This is a genomic window from Mycobacterium sp. NGS69, from assembly GCF_059812165.1.
The window spans coordinates 81,018-95,916 of the sequence record NZ_JCALCD010000009.1 but is presented as its reverse complement, the minus strand read 5'-3'; the positions used below and the strand labels follow the sequence as shown (position 1 = coordinate 95,916).

Below are 14,899 nucleotides of genomic sequence, written 5' to 3'. Positions count from 1 at the left end.
AAGATTACGCTCGGACGTCGCGCAATTCGAGAGACCGCGTAGCGTCGGGGTCATGGACATCGCGGACCGGCTGCGGCTCGACGTTCCGGTGGCGCAGGCCGGAATGGGCGGTGGCATAGCTCAGGCGGCGCTGGCCACCGCGGTCGCCAAGGCCGGGGGCCTCGGCACCCTGGGCATCGCCACCGCTCGCCAGCTGCGGGCGTCGATCGATGAGGTGCGCGAGCGGGCACCCGGGCGCGCGGTAGCGGTAAACCTGTTGCTGCCCTTCGTCCATCGCAAGCACGTCGCGGTCTGTGTCGACACCCGCGTGGACGCCGTCGTGCTGGCGTTCGGCGAGAAGCGGGGGCTCGTCGAGCACCTGCGCAAGGCGGGGATCTTCGTGTTCGTGATGGTCGGCACCGAGGCGCAGGCACGCACCGCGATCGCCTGCGGCGCCGACGGTTTGATCGCCCAGGGACGCGAGGCCGGCGGCCACCTCGTCGGAACCATGCCCGCGCTGGATTTTCTGCCCCGGGCCCTGAGGGCGGCCGGGAAGCGTCCGGTGTTCCTGGCCGGCGGCATCGCCACCGCCGCCGACACGCGCGCCGCGCTGGACGCCGGGGCCGGCGGGGTCGTCGCCGGCACCCGGTTCCTGTTGACGCACGAGGCCAACGCGAGCCGCGAATACCAGCGGCGAGTCATCAACGCGGACAAGACCATTGAAACCAACCTGTTCGGCCTGAGCTGGCCGCTGCGCCACCGTGTCGTGCCCAACGCGGCGACCCGCCGCTGGTGCGGGGAGGACGGGAAGGCCAAGGCCCTGCCCACCGCCCTCAACGCGGCCAGCCGCCCGCTGTCGGTGCTCGGTTATTTCGACGCGGGCGCGCTGATGCGGCTGCAGTCGCCGGGCCGCCCGTTCTTCACCCCGCTGGTGCCGGTGGCCGGCACGCCCGATTCCTGGCTGGACGGCGCCGCCCTGTACGCCGGCGAAACCGCCTTGCGCATCGGCGAACTCACCTCCGCGGCACAGGCCGTCGCCGACCTCACCCCGCGGTGACGGGCTGCCGCACCAAGGCCAGCGCGAAGCCGTCCCAGTGCTTGGCCCCGACCGTCTGGATCACCGCGGTGTCCAGCCGCGGGTGCTCGCCCATCAGCTGCAGCGTCCGCCGCGTCGCCCGCACCCGCTCGTCGTCGCAGTCGGGATCGAGGATCCGGCCCTCGCGAATGACGTTGTCCAGCACGATGACCGAACCGGGGCGGGCCAGCCGCACCGCCCACTCGAGATACGCGGCGTAGTTCTCCTTGTCGGCGTCGATGAACACCAGGTCGAAGGGCCCACCGGTCAGCGTCGGCAACGTGTCGAGCGCGGCGCCCACGATCACCTCCACGCGGTCGGCCACTCCGGCGCGCTGCAGGTTGGCCCGCGCGACCTCGGCGTGCTTGGGCTCGTATTCCAGCGTCACCACCCGCCCCTGCGGGCCCGTACCACGCGCCAGCCAAATGGTGCTGAAGCCGCCCAGCGTGCCGATCTCGAGGACGCGGTGCGCCTGGGTGGCACCGGCCAGCAGGCACAGGAACTTGCCCTGCTGAGCCGACACGGCGATCTGGGGTAACCCGGCCACGTCGCTGGCCTCGAGGGCCGCGGCCAGGGCCGGGTCCTCGCCGACCACGGTGTTGTCCAAGAATGCGTCGACGTCTTGCGGGGTCGGTTTTTCGGTCATGACGCCACGCTAGGCGTGGGTATTTACCGGATACCCATAGGGGGTATAAAGTGGCGGTGTCCACGAAACACAGGAGGGCGATCGAAAATGGCCGAGTACGACGCGGGAACGTTGCTGAGCTGTGGTCACGAGGGCTGCGGATGTCGCGTTCGCATCGAGGTTCCCTGCCACTGCTCCGGCGCGGGTGAGCCGTACCGCTGCACCTGCGGCGACGAGCTGAGGCCGGTGGAGTAGCCCGCAGCGCCCGCGATCAGCGCCCGAACGCGCGACCGGCCAGCTCGACCCCGGCCCGCAGCCGAAGGGCGGTGGCCGACGCGCCGACGGCCACCGCGTGGCCCCCGGGTTCGATGCGCCAGGTTTGGGCGCCGCCGTCGTAGCGGGCGAGCAGGCGGGGATCGGCCTCGATGGTGACCCGGCGGCTTTCGCCCGGCTCGAGCTCCAGGCGCGCAAATCCCAGCAGCCGCAGGCATCGCCCGGCGGGCGCCGCGGTCAGGTACAGCTGCGGGACGTCGGCCCCGGCGCGATCACCGACGTTGGCCACGGTGAAACTCGCGGTGACGCTTTCGCCGCCGGCCACCACCAGGTCCCGGTATTCGAAGCTGGTGTAGGACAGGCCATGACCGAACGCGAACATCGGTGTCAGGCCGTTCCCGGCGAACCAGCGGTAGCCGACGTCGGCCCCTTCGAAGTAGTCGATCGTCGTCGGCGTCCCCCACGGGGCATCCGGGTCGGGCAGCTCCGGCCGCGGCGTCTGGCTCAGGTCCACCGGGAAGGTGATCGGCAACCGGCCCGACGGATTCACCCGCCCGGCAAGGACTTCCGCGATCGCCCGGCCGCCGGCCTGGCCCGGATACCAGGCCTGCACGATGGCGTTCACCGAATCTAGCCACGGCATGGCCACCGGGTTGCCGGTCTGAAGTACCACGACGGTATTCGGGCTGGCGGCCGACACCGCGGCGATCAGCGCGTCCTGGCCCCAGGGCAGCGAGAGGTCGGCGCCGTCGAAGCCCTCACCTTCGGCGCGGACGGCGAAGACGATCGCGATGTCGGCCCGCCGCGCGGCCCGCGCGGCCTCCGCGGGGCTGACGCCGGGATCGAAATCGATCTGCGCGCGCGGAAGTCGGCTGCGCAGCTCGTTCAGCGGGCTCGACGGGAGCAGGTAGAGGTTGCGTAACCCGGCCTCCAGGCCCGGGCCCCCGATCGGGATCACGCCGGCGTAGCCGCCCGGCGGCACGACGGCGCTCGAACCGTAGCCAGCCGCGACGCCCAGCTGCGAGTATCCGCCGATGACGGCGATGCGCGCGGTGGACTCGGGCGCGATGGGCAGCACGCCGCCGTTGGCCAGCAGCACGATCCCCTGCCGCGCGATCCGCAACGCGATGTCGTTGTGCGCGTTCATATCCGGCTCCGGCGCGGACCCGCGCCGCTCGATTCCGACCGCGAACATCGACCGCAGGATCCGCCGGACCATGTCCGACAGGCGCTCGGCAGGCAGCCTCCCGTCGGCGTGGGCGGCCCGCAACCCCTCCCCGAACGCCTCCGATTGCCACAGCAGCGCGTCGATCTGCGCGCCGCACTCCTGGTCGAGGCCGGCCAGCGCGCATTCCCAGGTGGGCGTGCCGCCCCAGTCGGACATGACCCAACCGCGGTATCCCCAGGCGCCTTTCAGCACCTGGTTGATCAGAGCGTCGTTGGCGGCGGCGTAGTCGCCGTTGACCTTGTTGTAGGCCGCCATCACGGCCCCGGGCGAGGAGCGCTCGACGGCGATCTCGAAGGCCAGCAGGTCGGATTCGCGGTGCGCGGCGGGATCGATGACCGCGTTCAGCCAGTGCCGGTTGGTCTCGTTGCAGTTCAGCGAGAAGTGCTTGACCGTCGAAATCACGCCCTGCTCCTGGATCCCGTTGACCGACTCGGCCGCGAGCGTCCCCGTCAAAAGTGGGTCCTCGGAAAGGTATTCGAAATTGCGGCCGTTGCGCGGGTCGCGCGCCAGGTTCATCGCGCCCGCCAGCTGCACGTTGAACCCGCGGCTGCGCGCCTCCCGGCCGATCACGGCGCCGGCGGCGCGGGCCTGCGCCGGGTCGAAGCCGGCGGCCAGCGCCAGGCCGGCCGGCAGCGCGGTGGCGGTGTCGCCGGGGCGGTAGCCGGGGTTGGTGACGCCGAGGCCGGCGTCGCTCATCAGCAGCGCGGGGACCCCGAGCCGCGGGACGCCGGGCGCGTACCCGGCGCTCATCGGGACGCCCGGCGGGATACGTTCGTCGCGCAGCGGCCACAGCTCGCCCGCGCCCATCACCCCGACGATCAGCGAGAACCGCTCGTCGTCGGTCATCTGGGCCTCGACCTCGCGCGCGCGAACGTCGGGATCGCTCACCGCACACCCTCTTTCGCGTAGACGACCCGCAGCACGTGCCCCAGCTCGGGTCCCATCACCAGCTCCGCCAACTCGCAGATGGTCGCGACAAATTCCGGGCCGTGCGCCGGCTCGGCCCGGCACAGGTGATGCGCGACCTCGTGCAGCACCACCAGCTCGCGCAGCGCCCAGTCGGCGGTGTCGCGGTCGGGAACCGCGATGGTGCCTGCGCCGTCACGGTTTTCGTAGTGCGCCGCGGTGGCGGCCCGCCGCGAGCGCACCCGCAGCGGCGACGCGTCGGGCCAGCGCCGCCGCACCGACGGCAGCGCGAGCACCTCGTCGACGTAGCGCTGGACGGAGGCGACCGACCCGAATCTCCCCTCGGGCGGCAGCGTCAGCCGGGTGCCGAAGAACTCGACGGAGGGCGACCCGTGCTCGGCGGCGCGGTCGAACAGCGTGCGGACGAAGTCCTCGGCCGCATAAACCTTGGCGCGCTGCGAATCGCGAGCCCCACGAGTCACTGGCGCAATGCGCTCCGGGCGCCGGGCAGTTCGGGGCTGTTGCCGAGCCGCGCCCGCCGGCCGGCCCGGTCCCCCGCCCGGCGCGCCGCCGACGAGTACCCCGCGGTCGCGCGGCTGACCTGATAGGTGCCGCGCGCCTTCGACGCGCCGCGGTAAAAGTCGCGCAGCTCGAGTTCCTTGTCGCGCAAGGCGATCGCGGTGCCGGGCGGCCGGCGGCGGTCCCTGGTGGCCTCGCGCGTGGCCTCCTCGCGGGCCTCGGCCAGGCGCTGGCCGACGCGCGCGCCGAACGCGAGCTGAAAGTTGAGGCGGGCAGTGATCGTCGGCGTGGGGCGGTGCGCGCCGGACGCCAGGTAGGCGTCCGACGCCCGCACCATCTGGACGACCAGGCTGGCGTAGAGGGCGTGGGTCGCGTCGATGTCCTCGGCGAACCCGTACGCGTAGACGAACGTCGAGTTCGACGCCACGTCGCAGCGCACGTCGTTGGCCAGGGCGATCACCACGAAAAGCTGCACATAAGTCCGCAGCCCCCGGGTGCCGGCCGCGCCGATGGTGATGGTCCGCTGCGTCGGGGCCTGCACCGGCGAGCGCTTGGCGGCGTGCGAGCGCGCCACCGCCAGGTCGATGGAGGCCGCCGTCGCCAGCCGTTGCGCGGCGGTCATGAAGGCGTCCGCCTCGTGCGCGTTGTCCGTGCCCTCGGCCTGACGCAGCAGCGCCGCGATGCGGGCCAGCATCTTGTCGTCTGTCATGTGCGCCAAACTAGCGCAGCGAGACGACACGTCGCCTACAGCCGTTTGGTGATCCAGGAGACCACGTCGCCGAGCACCTGGTCGCGCTCCGGCTCGTTGAAGACCTCGTGGTACAGGCCGGGGTAGACCTTCAACTCGACGTCGGTGGAGCCCACGCATTCGACCAGACGGCGGCTGCCGTCGACGGGGATCAGCCGGTCGTCGAAGCCGTGCACCACCAGCAGCGGCGCCGTCAACGCCGGTGCGCGCTGCGGCATGGTCTGACCGACCTCCAGCAGCGCGCGCCCGACGCCGGCCGGCACCTTGCCGTGGTACACCAGCGGGTCGGAGTTGTAGGCCGCCACCACCGCGGGATCCCGCGAAATCGCGTCGACGTCGAGTTCCTGGACGGGAAGGCCGGGCACGACGACGCCGAGCACCTTGGCGGCCAGGATCATCAACGGGGAAACCAGCTCCTGGGCCGCCACCGCCGGGGCCGACAGCACCATCATGTCGTAGTTGTCCGGGCGTTCGACGCCGTAGGCGAACACGATCCCGCCGCCCATGCTGTGACCGAGCACGATGCACTTGAGGCCGGGATGCTCCCGCGTGGCCATGCCGACCAGGGTGTCGAAATCGGTCGTGTACTCGGAAATGTCCCGCACCAGCATCCGCTTGCCGCCGGAGCGGCCGTGGCCCCGGTGGTCCAGGGCGTAGGTGACCAGGCCGGCGGCGCCGAAGCACTGCGCGACGTGGTCGTAGCGGCGGGCGTACTCGCCGAGGCCGTGGGACAGCACCACCACCGCCCGGGGCGCGGCCTCCGGCGTCCAGACGTCGTAGACGATGCGCACGCCGCCGAGGCCGTCGAAGGTCCGTTCAGCGCGAGTTGTCATTACCGGGCAGCGTAGTGGCTCGGGGTCGAGCCGGTGTCGGAGACACTGCGTAGGCTCGTTCAGTGTGAAGCTGCTCACCGAAAATTCTCAGGGCGGCCCCGGGGTCGGCGGGGACTTCTCGACCGACGCCGAGCCGTACCGTCGCGAACTGCTGGCGCACTGCTACCGGATGACCGGGTCGCTGCACGACGCCGAGGATCTGGTGCAGGAGACCCTGCTGCGGGCCTGGAAGGCCTATGACCGTTTCGAGGGCAAGTCGTCGATGCGGACCTGGCTGCATCGCATCGCCACCAACACCTGCCTGACCGCGCTGGAGGGCCGGCAGCGCCGGCCGTTGCCGACGGGGCTGGGGGCGCCCAGCTCGGACCCGACCGCGGAGCTGGTGGAACGCCAGGAGGTGCCGTGGCTGGAGCCGCTGCCGGAGCTGACGGAGGACCCGGCGGACCCGTCGGTCATCGTCGGGTCACGCGAGTCGGTGCGATTGGCGTTCGTCGCTGCGCTGCAACACCTTTCACCCCGGCAGCGCGCGGTGTTGCTGTTGCGCGACGTGCTGCAGTGGAAGGCCGCCGAGGTGGCCGAGGCGATCGGCACCACCACGACCGCCGTCAACAGCCTGCTGCAGCGGGCCCGCACCCAGCTCGAGGCCGTCGCGCCCAGCTCCACCGACCGGTTGACGCCGCCCGATTCGGCCGAGGCCCAGGACCTGCTGGACCGCTACATCGCGGCGTTCGAGGCCTACGACATCGACCGGCTGGTAGAGCTGTTCACCGCCGAGGCGATCTGGGAGATGCCGCCGTACGTCGGCTGGTACCGCGGCCCCCGGGACATCATCACGCTCATCCACCAGCAGTGCCCGGCCGAACATCCCGGCGACATGCGCCTGCTGCCCGTTGTCGCCAACGGCCAACCCGGCGCGGCGATGTACATGCGCGCGGGTGACGTGCACGTGCCGTTTCAACTGCATGTCCTCGACATCAGCGACGGCCGGGTGTCGCGGGTGGTGGCGTTCCTCGACGGCACCCTCTTCGAGAAATTCGGGCTGCCCGCTACCGTGTGACGATGCCGAATCCCCCGCTCGTCACACCCGCGCCCGGGCGGCCGCTGCTGTTGCTGGGCGGTTTCGACATCGCCGCCCTGGGCTACGCCGCCGAGGAATTGTTCGTCTCCGGAGCGGCCACCTCCTACGCGCCCACCACCGCGCTGGGCCCTGACGGCGGGTGGAGCGTAACGCCCAGGGACACCGCGGAATACACCACGCGCATCGTGGCGCTCACCCCAACCGACCCGGCCCGGTTCAACGGGACGGTGCTGGTGGAATGGCTCAACGTGAGCGGCGGCATCGACGCCCCGGCGGTGTGGATGATGGCGCATCGCGAGATCCTTCGCGCGGGCTACGCCTACGTCGCGGTCTCGGCCCAAAAGGTCGGGGTGGACGGCGGCGGCGCCAACCTGCTCGGCTTCGACATGTCGCTGAAGAGCCAGGACCCGGCGCGCTACGCCGCGCTGGGCCACCCGGGCGACGAGTATTCCTACGACATCTTTTCCCAGATGGGGGCACTCGTCCGTGACGGCATACTCGGCGATCTGCCGGTGCGCCACGTGGTCGCCGTGGGCGAGTCGCAGTCGGCGATGTTCCTGACGACCTACGTCAACGCCGTCGATCCGCTCGCCCAAAGCTACGACGGTTTTCTGGTGCATTCCCGGTTCGGGTCGGCCGCGCCGCTGGACGGCGTTTCCATCTTCGACGAATCACAACTCGACGTGCCCGACGCGGTCACGTTCCGCGCCGACCTACGCGTCCCGCTCATCACGATCATCACCGAGACCGACCTGTTCGGCGGCCCGCGGGAAGGCTACTACTTCGCCAGGCAGCCCGACGGCCACCGGCTGCGCGTCTGGGAGATCGCCGGCGCGGCGCACGCCGACAACTACACGATCCAGGTGGCGCCGATCGACGACGGCTCCGCGCCGCTCGATGCCATCGTGGCCGCCTACGCGCCGACGAACACGCTGATGGGCCAGCAGCTGGAGCACTACATCAACTTCGCCCCGCAGCACCACTACGTCGTGCAGGCAGCGCTCGCCGCGCTGCATACCTGGGTCAGCACCGGCGAACCGGCGCCCACCGCCCCACCGATCGAGGTCCACCACGGCGAGCTGCCCCGGCCCGTTCTCGATCACCACGGCCTGGCCCGGGGCGGCGTCCGGACCCCGTGGGTCGACGTGCCGATCGCCCGGACGTCCGGCCTGATCGGCTCGGGAGCCGAAGCCGAAAGCATCATGGCGGCGATCTTCGGCGCCGGCGAACCGTTCGACGCGGCGACCGTGGACCGGCTCTACCCGGGCGGCACCGAGCAGTACCTGGACGGCTTCACCGCGGCGCTCGACGCGGCGATCGCCTCGGGGTTCATCCTGCCCGCCGACCGCGCCGAGATTCTTGAGCTGGCCGCCGCCGTGTACCCCCAAAGCTAAAGGGCGCGTTCAGTTTTCGGCGGCCAGCACGTCGCGCACCGCGGCATCGGCGGCGCTGAGCAGGTCCGGGTCTATGCCGGCGCGGCCGCGTACCAGAACCGTGGCGCAGTTGGCCGGCGGCAGCCCCTCGGCCGGGCATAGGCCGTCGGGGAGCTTGCCGATCATCGGCAGCAACGCCAACCCGAGACCCGAGCGCACCGCCGCGTAAAGGCCCGACAGGTCACCGCATTCGGCGGCGATCTCGTAAGGGACGCCGTGTTTTTCGAGGATCGAGAAGGCCGGCTCGCGCAACGTGCAGGGCTCGGCGAAGATCACCAATGGCAGCGGGTCGCCCCGACGCGCGGCGAACGTCCGCGCCGAAACCCACCTCAGCTGTACGACTCCCGACGCATTGGCGCGATCCAGGCCCGACCCGTCGAGCATGATCGCCAGGTCCAGCAGCCCCCGGTCGAGGGCGTCCGCCAGGGAGACGTTGCGGTCGAGCCGGAACCGTGGCCGCCGGTCGGGAAGCCGCTCGCGCAGGACGCTGGTGAGGGCGGGCAGCATGACGTCCGCGCCGTGTTCGGTGGCCCCGACCGTCAGCAGCCGGTGTTCGGTGGCGCCGAGGTCGTCCAGCGCCGCGTCGTGCGCGGCCAGGATCGCGCGGGCGTGCCCCAGCACCTTCTGTCCGACTTCGGTGAACAAGACACCCCGGCCGGAGCGTTCGACCACCGGCCCGCCCACCACGCTCTCCACCTTGCGCAGATGCTGACTGACGGCGGACTGACTCAGGTGCAGCGCGGCGGCGGCCCGGTGAAATCCGCCACAGTCGGCGACCGCGACGAGGCTGCGCAGCGGTGCGATATCGAGGACCTGCGCCATGCGGCGAATGCTAGTCCGATCAGTAAGAATGATCAATCTATCGCGGTGATCCACCATAAATCGGTATGCCTGAAGGACATCCGATAAGTTTTCGTGATCGATTCCGATCGCTAATAATCGTTGGACGGCATGGGTCGGCGTCGACGACCATGGGGGCATGGACCTGCCGCGCATGCCGTTGACCACCGCCTCGGCGGTCACCCTCACCTACGCGATCGGTTATCCCATTGGAGCGCTCGCGGTCGGCGCGATGACCCCGATGGCCGTGTTGGTGCTGCGATTCGGTTCGGCCGCAATCATTCTGGCGTGCTGGGCCGCGCTGGCCAGGGCGGCATGGCCGCGGGGGGCGCAGTTCGGGCACGTCGTCGTCGCGGGTCTGCTGATCCAGGCCGTGCAGTTCTGCTGCCTGTATGAGGCGCTCCTGCTCGGCGCGCCGGCGGTGCTCTGTGCGGTGGTCGTCGCGATGAATCCGGTCACCACGACGATCCTGGCCGCGATGTTCCTGCGCGAACGGCTCGGCTCGCGGCGGGTGGTCGCCCTGGCGTTCGGGGTCGTCGCGGTGCTCGCCGCGTGCGCCAAGAGGTTGCTCGGCACGCACGGCGTCGACCCGGTCATCGCGCTGCTGGTGGTTGCGCTGCTTGGCCTTTCGGCCGGCGGCGTGTACCAGCAACGGTATTGCGCCGGCGTCGACTTCCGCGCGATGAGCGCGGTGCAGAACGCCGTGGCGCTGATTCCCGCGACGGCGCTGGCGCTCCTCACGCCCTTCGCGGTGCACGACGCGGCCCGGGCCGCCGTCGCGGTCACCGGCATGGTGCTGCTCAACGCCACGCTGGCGGTCAGCATCTACCTGCGGGCGATCAGCCTGCACGGGGCGGCAGCGGTGGCGATGCTGTTCGCCGTCATTCCCGCGGTCGCCGCGGTGCTGTCCTGGCTGATGCTCGGGCAGCGCCCGGACGTCGGTGTCGCGATCGGTCTGCTCGCCGGCGGCCTCGCGTGCTGGCTCAACAGCAAGACGTCCCGCCGGCGCGATGCGGCGCCCGCCGTGTTTGCGCGGCCGGTCCTAGAAGAGGCGGCTGTCCGGTGACGGGCCCGGCACCGGGCGAACCAGGCCGGCGCCGGTGATCAGCGGCAGGTCCAGCGCGGACAGCAGTCCGGGCCGGGCCGCACACACCGCGGGGATGGCGTTGACCATCCGCGACGCGCCTGCGACGCGCGCGCCGAGGTCGTGGTCGCCGTCCTCGGCCATCTCGAATTCGCAGCGCATGGCGGGGGAGCCCTCGATCTCGACGCGGTAGAGGCCGCGGCCGGACGCCGGCCCGTAGCCGAGGTCCTTCGGCGGGATGCGGATGTTCGGCTGCGGCCAGTCCGGGGCGACGTCGTCGCGCATCCGCGTCACGTGATCGACCACGAACGTCGCCGTCTCGCCGACGTATCCGGTCAGCGTGGAGCGCATCGCCGCGATGGTTCCCGCCGCGATGTGGCCGGTGGGCGTGTCGAACGACTCGGTCGCGGCGACGCGTTCGTTGTTCTCCTCGACGCGGTCGATCTTGACGCCGAGCCCCGCGGCCAGCTGGTGCAGCACCGGACCCCACCCGAAGGTGAAGACCCCCGGCGTCGCCGCGAGGGCCTGGTACTCCGGTGGCTTGCCGAACCCGAGGATCTCGTAGACCGCGGCCCGGTCCGGGTAGGTCGCGTAGTTGAACATCTCCGTCACCCGCACCGACTCGATCACCCGCGATACCCCCGAAAGCGCCAGCGGTAGGACGTCGTTGGCGAACCCGGTGTCGATCCCGGTGGTGAAGAACGACACACCGCCATCGAGCGCGGCCCGGCGCAACGGATCGGTGAACGCACGGTCCACGCCGTCGGGATACACCAGCGGCACCACCGAACACGACACCACGTTCTTCCCGGCCCGCAGGATCGACGCCATGTCCTCGACAGCCTCCAACGGCCGCAGGTTGGCGCCGGCGGCATACACCACCGCGTCCGCATCGCCGGCCAGCATCGGGGCCGGATCCCGGGTTGCGACCACCCCCACCGGCGCCGCGCCGCACAGCTCGCCGGCGTCGCGGCCAGCCTTGGCTTCGCTGTGCACGACGACGTCGACCAGCTCCAGCTCCGGGTGGTCGATCACCCCGCGCAGGGCGACGACGCCCATCGAACCCGGCCCCCAGACCCCCACCTTCAACACCAGATACCTCCTATTATTAGGACGCTTATTCTTAGATTTTGGACGGATGGTAAGGAGGCGCGCGTGGGTGAGTCAACCGCCAAATCGCCGCCCACCGCCCGCGTGATGGATGTGCTTGGCGCCCTGGCGGATTCCCCGAACGGGCGCACGTCGGCCGAGCTGGCGAAGGCGTGCCGGATCAGCACCTCGACCTGCGCCCTGGTGCTCGCCGAGCTGGAACGGCGCGCCTGGGTGGCGCGGCACCCGGACCGCCGCTACGTGCTGGGCAGCGGCCTGTTTGGCCTGGTGCACGGGCTGCGGACGCAGTTCCCCCTGCTGGACCGCGGGCGGGACGCGCTGCGCTACCTGCACGACGCGCTCGGGGCGGGCTGCTCGCTGTCGAGGATCGGTGAGCGCCACCTCACCACCGTCGACACTGTCGGCCACGGCACCGACGGCGAGCACGCCGTCGGGCAGCGCTTCCCCATCGACCCGCCCTTCGGGCTCGTCGCCATGGCCTGGCGCGACGACGATTTCGTCGACGCGTGGCTGCACCGAGTCACGCCCCGACTCACGCGCACCGAGGTGGCCCAGCATCGACGGGTGCTGGCCGACATCCGCGCCCGCGGCTACGGCGCGTGGCGGTTCGACGACACCCACCGGTCGCTGCACCACCGGCTGGCCGACGTGCTGGCCTCGCTGGAACCGACCGCGCAGGTGACGCGCCAGCTCACCACGCTGATGACCATGGTGACGCTGCGATCCGTCGCCGACACACTCGAAACCGACTTGGAGTCAACCGAATTCGTCGTGCTGCCGATCTTCGGCCGGGACCACCAGCCGGAGTACCAGATCGAGATCCACCTGGGCCGCCCGGCCGGGCTGACGCTGGAGGCGCTGGAGGCCGCGCTGCGGCGCGCGCAGGAAATCTTGGCCTAGGCTGGAGCCCATGCCCGCAACCGTCGACATCCGGCGCGCGGCCGACCGGGCCCTCACCGCGACACCCTGGCTGAAATCGCGGCATTCGTTCTCGTTCGGCGACCACTACGATCCCGACAACACGCACCACGGCCTGCTGCTGGTCAACAACGACGACATCGTCGAGCCGGGAACGGGATTCGACACCCACCCGCACCGGGACATGGAGATCGTTACGTGGGTGCTGAGCGGCGAGCTGACCCATCGGGATTCCGCGGGCAACCAGGGCATCATCTATCCCGGCCTGGCCCAACGCATGTCGGCGGGCAGTGGCATCCTGCACTCGGAGAAGAACGATTCCCGCACCGAGCCAGTGCATTTCGTGCAGATGTGGGTGGTTCCCGACGAGCCCGGCATCGACCCGAGCTACCAACAGCACGAGATCGATTCGGAGCTGTTGAGCGCCGGACTTGTGACCATCGCCTCAGGCATCCCCGGTAATGAGGCGGCCATCACTGTGCACAACCGCAACGCCGCGCTGCACTGCGCGCGGCTGGAACCGGGCGCCTCGGTGGACCTACCGCAGGCCCCCTACCTGCATCTATTCGTCGCGCGCGGCGGGGTCGCCGCTGCGGAAATCGGCGACCTCGAGCAGGGTGACGCGGTCCGGTTCACCGACGCCGAGGCGCCCCGGGTGACGGCGAGCGAGCCGGCCGAGCTGCTGATCTGGGAGATGCGCGCGGCGTTGGGAGTTTGAGGGCACCCGGGGACCACTTAGAGTGGGCACGACAGACAGGAGCCCGCATGTCTCAATCGCAGCCGCGGCACGCGGCGCCCAACCCCAAGCGGAACATCAAGGCAGTTCGGACGGTGCGGTTCTGGGCGCTACCCGTCGTCGTCACGCTGGCGCTGATGTCGGCGCTGTGTGCGTTGTACCTCGGGGGCATCCTGAACCCGATGACGAACCTGCGTCATTTCCCGATCGCCGTGGTGAACGAGGATGCCGGGCCGGTCGGCGCGCAGATCACCGACGGGCTGGTTGCGGGGTTGGACAAGAACAAGTTCGACGTCCGGGTGGTTTCCCACGACGAGGCGCAGCGACTGCTGGACACCGCCCAGGTCTACGGGGAGCTGGTCATTCCGCCGACCTTCTCGTCCAATCTTCATGAGTTCGGGGCCGGTGCGGTCGCGCCGGGCCGGGTGACGCGGCCCTCGGTCACCATCTCCACCAACCCGCGCGCCGGCACCCTCGGCGCCAGCATCGCCGGGCAGACGCTGACGCAGGCGGTGGCCGTCGCCAACGGCAAAGTGGGCCAACGACTTACCGCCGACGTCGCGGCCGAGACCGGGGGTGCGCCGCTGACCGGCGCGTCGGCGCTCGGACTCGCCAGCCCGATCGACGTCAAGACCGGCGTCTACAACGCGCTGCCGAACGGCACCGGCAACGGGCTGTCGGCGTTCTATTTCGCGCTGTTGCTGCTGCTGGCGGGCTTTACCGGCAGCGTCGTGGTCAGCACACTGGTGGACGCGCTGCTCGGGTACGTGCCGGCGGAATGGGGCCCGGTGTATCGCTTCGCCGAGCAGGTCAAGATCTCGCGATTCCAGACGCTGCAGCTCAAGTGGGCCATCATGACCCTGCTGGCGCTGCTCACGTCGGCGGCATACCTGGCCATCGCGCACGGGCTGGGCATGCCCATCCCGCTCGGCTGGGAACTGTGGGCTTACGGCGTGTTCGCGATCGTCGCGGTGGGCGTCACGTCGAGTTCCATACTGTCGGTGCTGGGTTCGATGGGCCTGCTGGTCAGCATGCTGATCTTCGTGATCCTGGGGCTGCCGTCGGCGGGCGCCACCGTCCCGCTGGAGGCCACGCCGCCGTTCTTCCGGTGGCTGGCCGAGTTCGAGCCGATGCACCAGGTGTTCCTCGGCGTCCGGTCGCTGGTCTATCTCAACGGGCGCGCCGATGCCGGTCTGTCCCAGGCGTTGTGGTTGACGGGCATCGGCCTGTTCATCGGCCTGCTGCTGGGCGGGATCGTCACGCACCTCTACGACCGCAAGGGCTTTCACCGGATCCAGGGGGCGGTCGAGATGGCCATCGCGGCCGAGCACCAGGCGCAGTACCAGGCGCGCGTGAACAAGCGCGAGAACCCCGGCGCGAACCCCGCCGAGACCCCGGCCGAGGAGCCGGCCGCCGAGATCGAAAGTCCAAGCGAACAAGCGTAATTCGAGTGCGTCCCAAGCGTCACGCGTTCGTTATCGAAATTGACAGTGTGACTGGTGTGACTGATGCTA

At 70.5% G+C, this 14,899-nt stretch carries 14 protein-coding genes and 1 pseudogene; 8 read left to right on the top strand and 7 right to left on the bottom strand.

Annotated features, from left to right (window positions below; translation table 11 throughout):
- Positions 1 to 52: 52 nt before the first annotated feature.
- A complete protein-coding gene (locus AC5Y2S_RS24270; protein WP_499958853.1) occupies positions 53 to 1,036 on the top strand; it encodes a nitronate monooxygenase in 984 nt (327 codons plus the stop codon).
- Here AC5Y2S_RS24270 and AC5Y2S_RS24265 read toward each other — a convergent pair.
- Positions 1,023 to 1,700: an O-methyltransferase gene (locus AC5Y2S_RS24265; RefSeq protein WP_499958852.1), complete on the bottom strand. Its 678-nt coding sequence runs from the start codon at positions 1,698 to 1,700 to the stop codon at positions 1,023 to 1,025. The two genes, AC5Y2S_RS24270 and AC5Y2S_RS24265, sit on opposite strands and share 14 nt — an antisense overlap.
- An 87-nt stretch (positions 1,701 to 1,787) precedes the next feature.
- On the opposite strand from AC5Y2S_RS24265, the gene mymT reads away from it, so the two are divergent.
- Positions 1,788 to 1,934 (top strand): copper-binding metallothionein MymT, encoded by a 147-nt coding sequence (gene mymT, locus AC5Y2S_RS24260; protein ID WP_081665563.1) that lies wholly within the window; start codon positions 1,788 to 1,790, stop codon positions 1,932 to 1,934.
- Between the two features lie 16 nt (positions 1,935 to 1,950).
- Here mymT and AC5Y2S_RS24255 read toward each other — a convergent pair whose 3' ends face one another.
- From AC5Y2S_RS24255 to AC5Y2S_RS24240, 4 genes are read right to left on the bottom strand one after another with little or no spacing between them, the layout of a single operon-like run.
- Complete coding sequence (locus AC5Y2S_RS24255) at positions 1,951 to 4,068, bottom strand: glycoside hydrolase family 3 protein (protein ID WP_499958851.1); 2,118 nt, start codon at positions 4,066 to 4,068, stop codon at positions 1,951 to 1,953.
- Positions 4,065 to 4,568: a TIGR04338 family metallohydrolase gene (locus AC5Y2S_RS24250; RefSeq protein WP_499958849.1), complete on the bottom strand. Its 504-nt coding sequence runs from the start codon at positions 4,566 to 4,568 to the stop codon at positions 4,065 to 4,067. Before AC5Y2S_RS24250 ends, AC5Y2S_RS24255 begins: the two co-directional genes overlap by 4 nt.
- Complete coding sequence (locus tag AC5Y2S_RS24245; RefSeq protein WP_499958848.1) at positions 4,565 to 5,314, bottom strand: DUF2786 domain-containing protein; 750 nt, start codon at positions 5,312 to 5,314, stop codon at positions 4,565 to 4,567. The genes AC5Y2S_RS24250 and AC5Y2S_RS24245 overlap by 4 nt, the downstream gene beginning before the upstream one ends.
- A 35-nt stretch (positions 5,315 to 5,349) precedes the next feature.
- Positions 5,350 to 6,186, bottom strand: a complete 837-nt coding sequence (locus AC5Y2S_RS24240; RefSeq protein WP_499958847.1) for an alpha/beta hydrolase — start codon at positions 6,184 to 6,186, stop codon at positions 5,350 to 5,352.
- On the opposite strand from AC5Y2S_RS24240, the pseudogene AC5Y2S_RS24235 reads away from it, so the two are divergent.
- Positions 6,137 to 7,243 (top strand): annotated as a pseudogene (locus AC5Y2S_RS24235) (sigma-70 family RNA polymerase sigma factor). The gene AC5Y2S_RS24240 and the pseudogene AC5Y2S_RS24235 overlap by 50 nt on opposite strands.
- Before the next feature lie 2 nt (positions 7,244 to 7,245).
- A complete protein-coding gene (locus tag AC5Y2S_RS24230; RefSeq protein WP_499958845.1) occupies positions 7,246 to 8,658 on the top strand; it encodes an alpha/beta hydrolase domain-containing protein in 1,413 nt (470 codons plus the stop codon).
- Between the two features lie 9 nt (positions 8,659 to 8,667).
- On the opposite strand, the gene AC5Y2S_RS24225 is transcribed toward AC5Y2S_RS24230, so the two are convergent.
- Positions 8,668 to 9,519, bottom strand: a complete 852-nt coding sequence (locus AC5Y2S_RS24225; protein WP_499958843.1) for a LysR family transcriptional regulator — start codon at positions 9,517 to 9,519, stop codon at positions 8,668 to 8,670.
- 172 nt (positions 9,520 to 9,691) lie between these two features.
- On the opposite strand from AC5Y2S_RS24225, the gene AC5Y2S_RS24220 reads away from it, so the two are divergent.
- The gene (locus tag AC5Y2S_RS24220; protein ID WP_499958999.1) at positions 9,692 to 10,603 is read left to right on the top strand and encodes a DMT family transporter; all 912 of its coding nucleotides are present in this window, start codon (positions 9,692 to 9,694) and stop codon (positions 10,601 to 10,603) included.
- Here the strand turns inward: AC5Y2S_RS24220 and AC5Y2S_RS24215 are convergent.
- Positions 10,580 to 11,713, bottom strand: a complete 1,134-nt coding sequence (locus AC5Y2S_RS24215) for an NAD(P)H-dependent amine dehydrogenase family protein (RefSeq protein WP_499958841.1) — start codon at positions 11,711 to 11,713, stop codon at positions 10,580 to 10,582. The genes AC5Y2S_RS24220 and AC5Y2S_RS24215 overlap by 24 nt on opposite strands.
- A gap of 105 nt (positions 11,714 to 11,818) precedes the next feature.
- Here AC5Y2S_RS24215 and AC5Y2S_RS24210 point away from each other — a divergent pair, with 105 nt between their 5' ends.
- From AC5Y2S_RS24210 to AC5Y2S_RS24200, 3 genes are read left to right on the top strand one after another with little or no spacing between them, the layout of a single operon-like run.
- The gene (locus AC5Y2S_RS24210; protein WP_499958997.1) at positions 11,819 to 12,631 is read left to right on the top strand and encodes a MarR family transcriptional regulator; all 813 of its coding nucleotides are present in this window, start codon (positions 11,819 to 11,821) and stop codon (positions 12,629 to 12,631) included.
- 10 nt (positions 12,632 to 12,641) lie between these two features.
- Complete coding sequence (locus AC5Y2S_RS24205) at positions 12,642 to 13,367, top strand: pirin family protein (protein WP_499958840.1); 726 nt, start codon at positions 12,642 to 12,644, stop codon at positions 13,365 to 13,367.
- Between the two features lie 47 nt (positions 13,368 to 13,414).
- A complete protein-coding gene (locus AC5Y2S_RS24200; RefSeq protein ID WP_499958839.1) occupies positions 13,415 to 14,830 on the top strand; it encodes a YhgE/Pip domain-containing protein in 1,416 nt (471 codons plus the stop codon).
- The last annotated feature ends 69 nt before the right edge of the window (positions 14,831 to 14,899 follow it).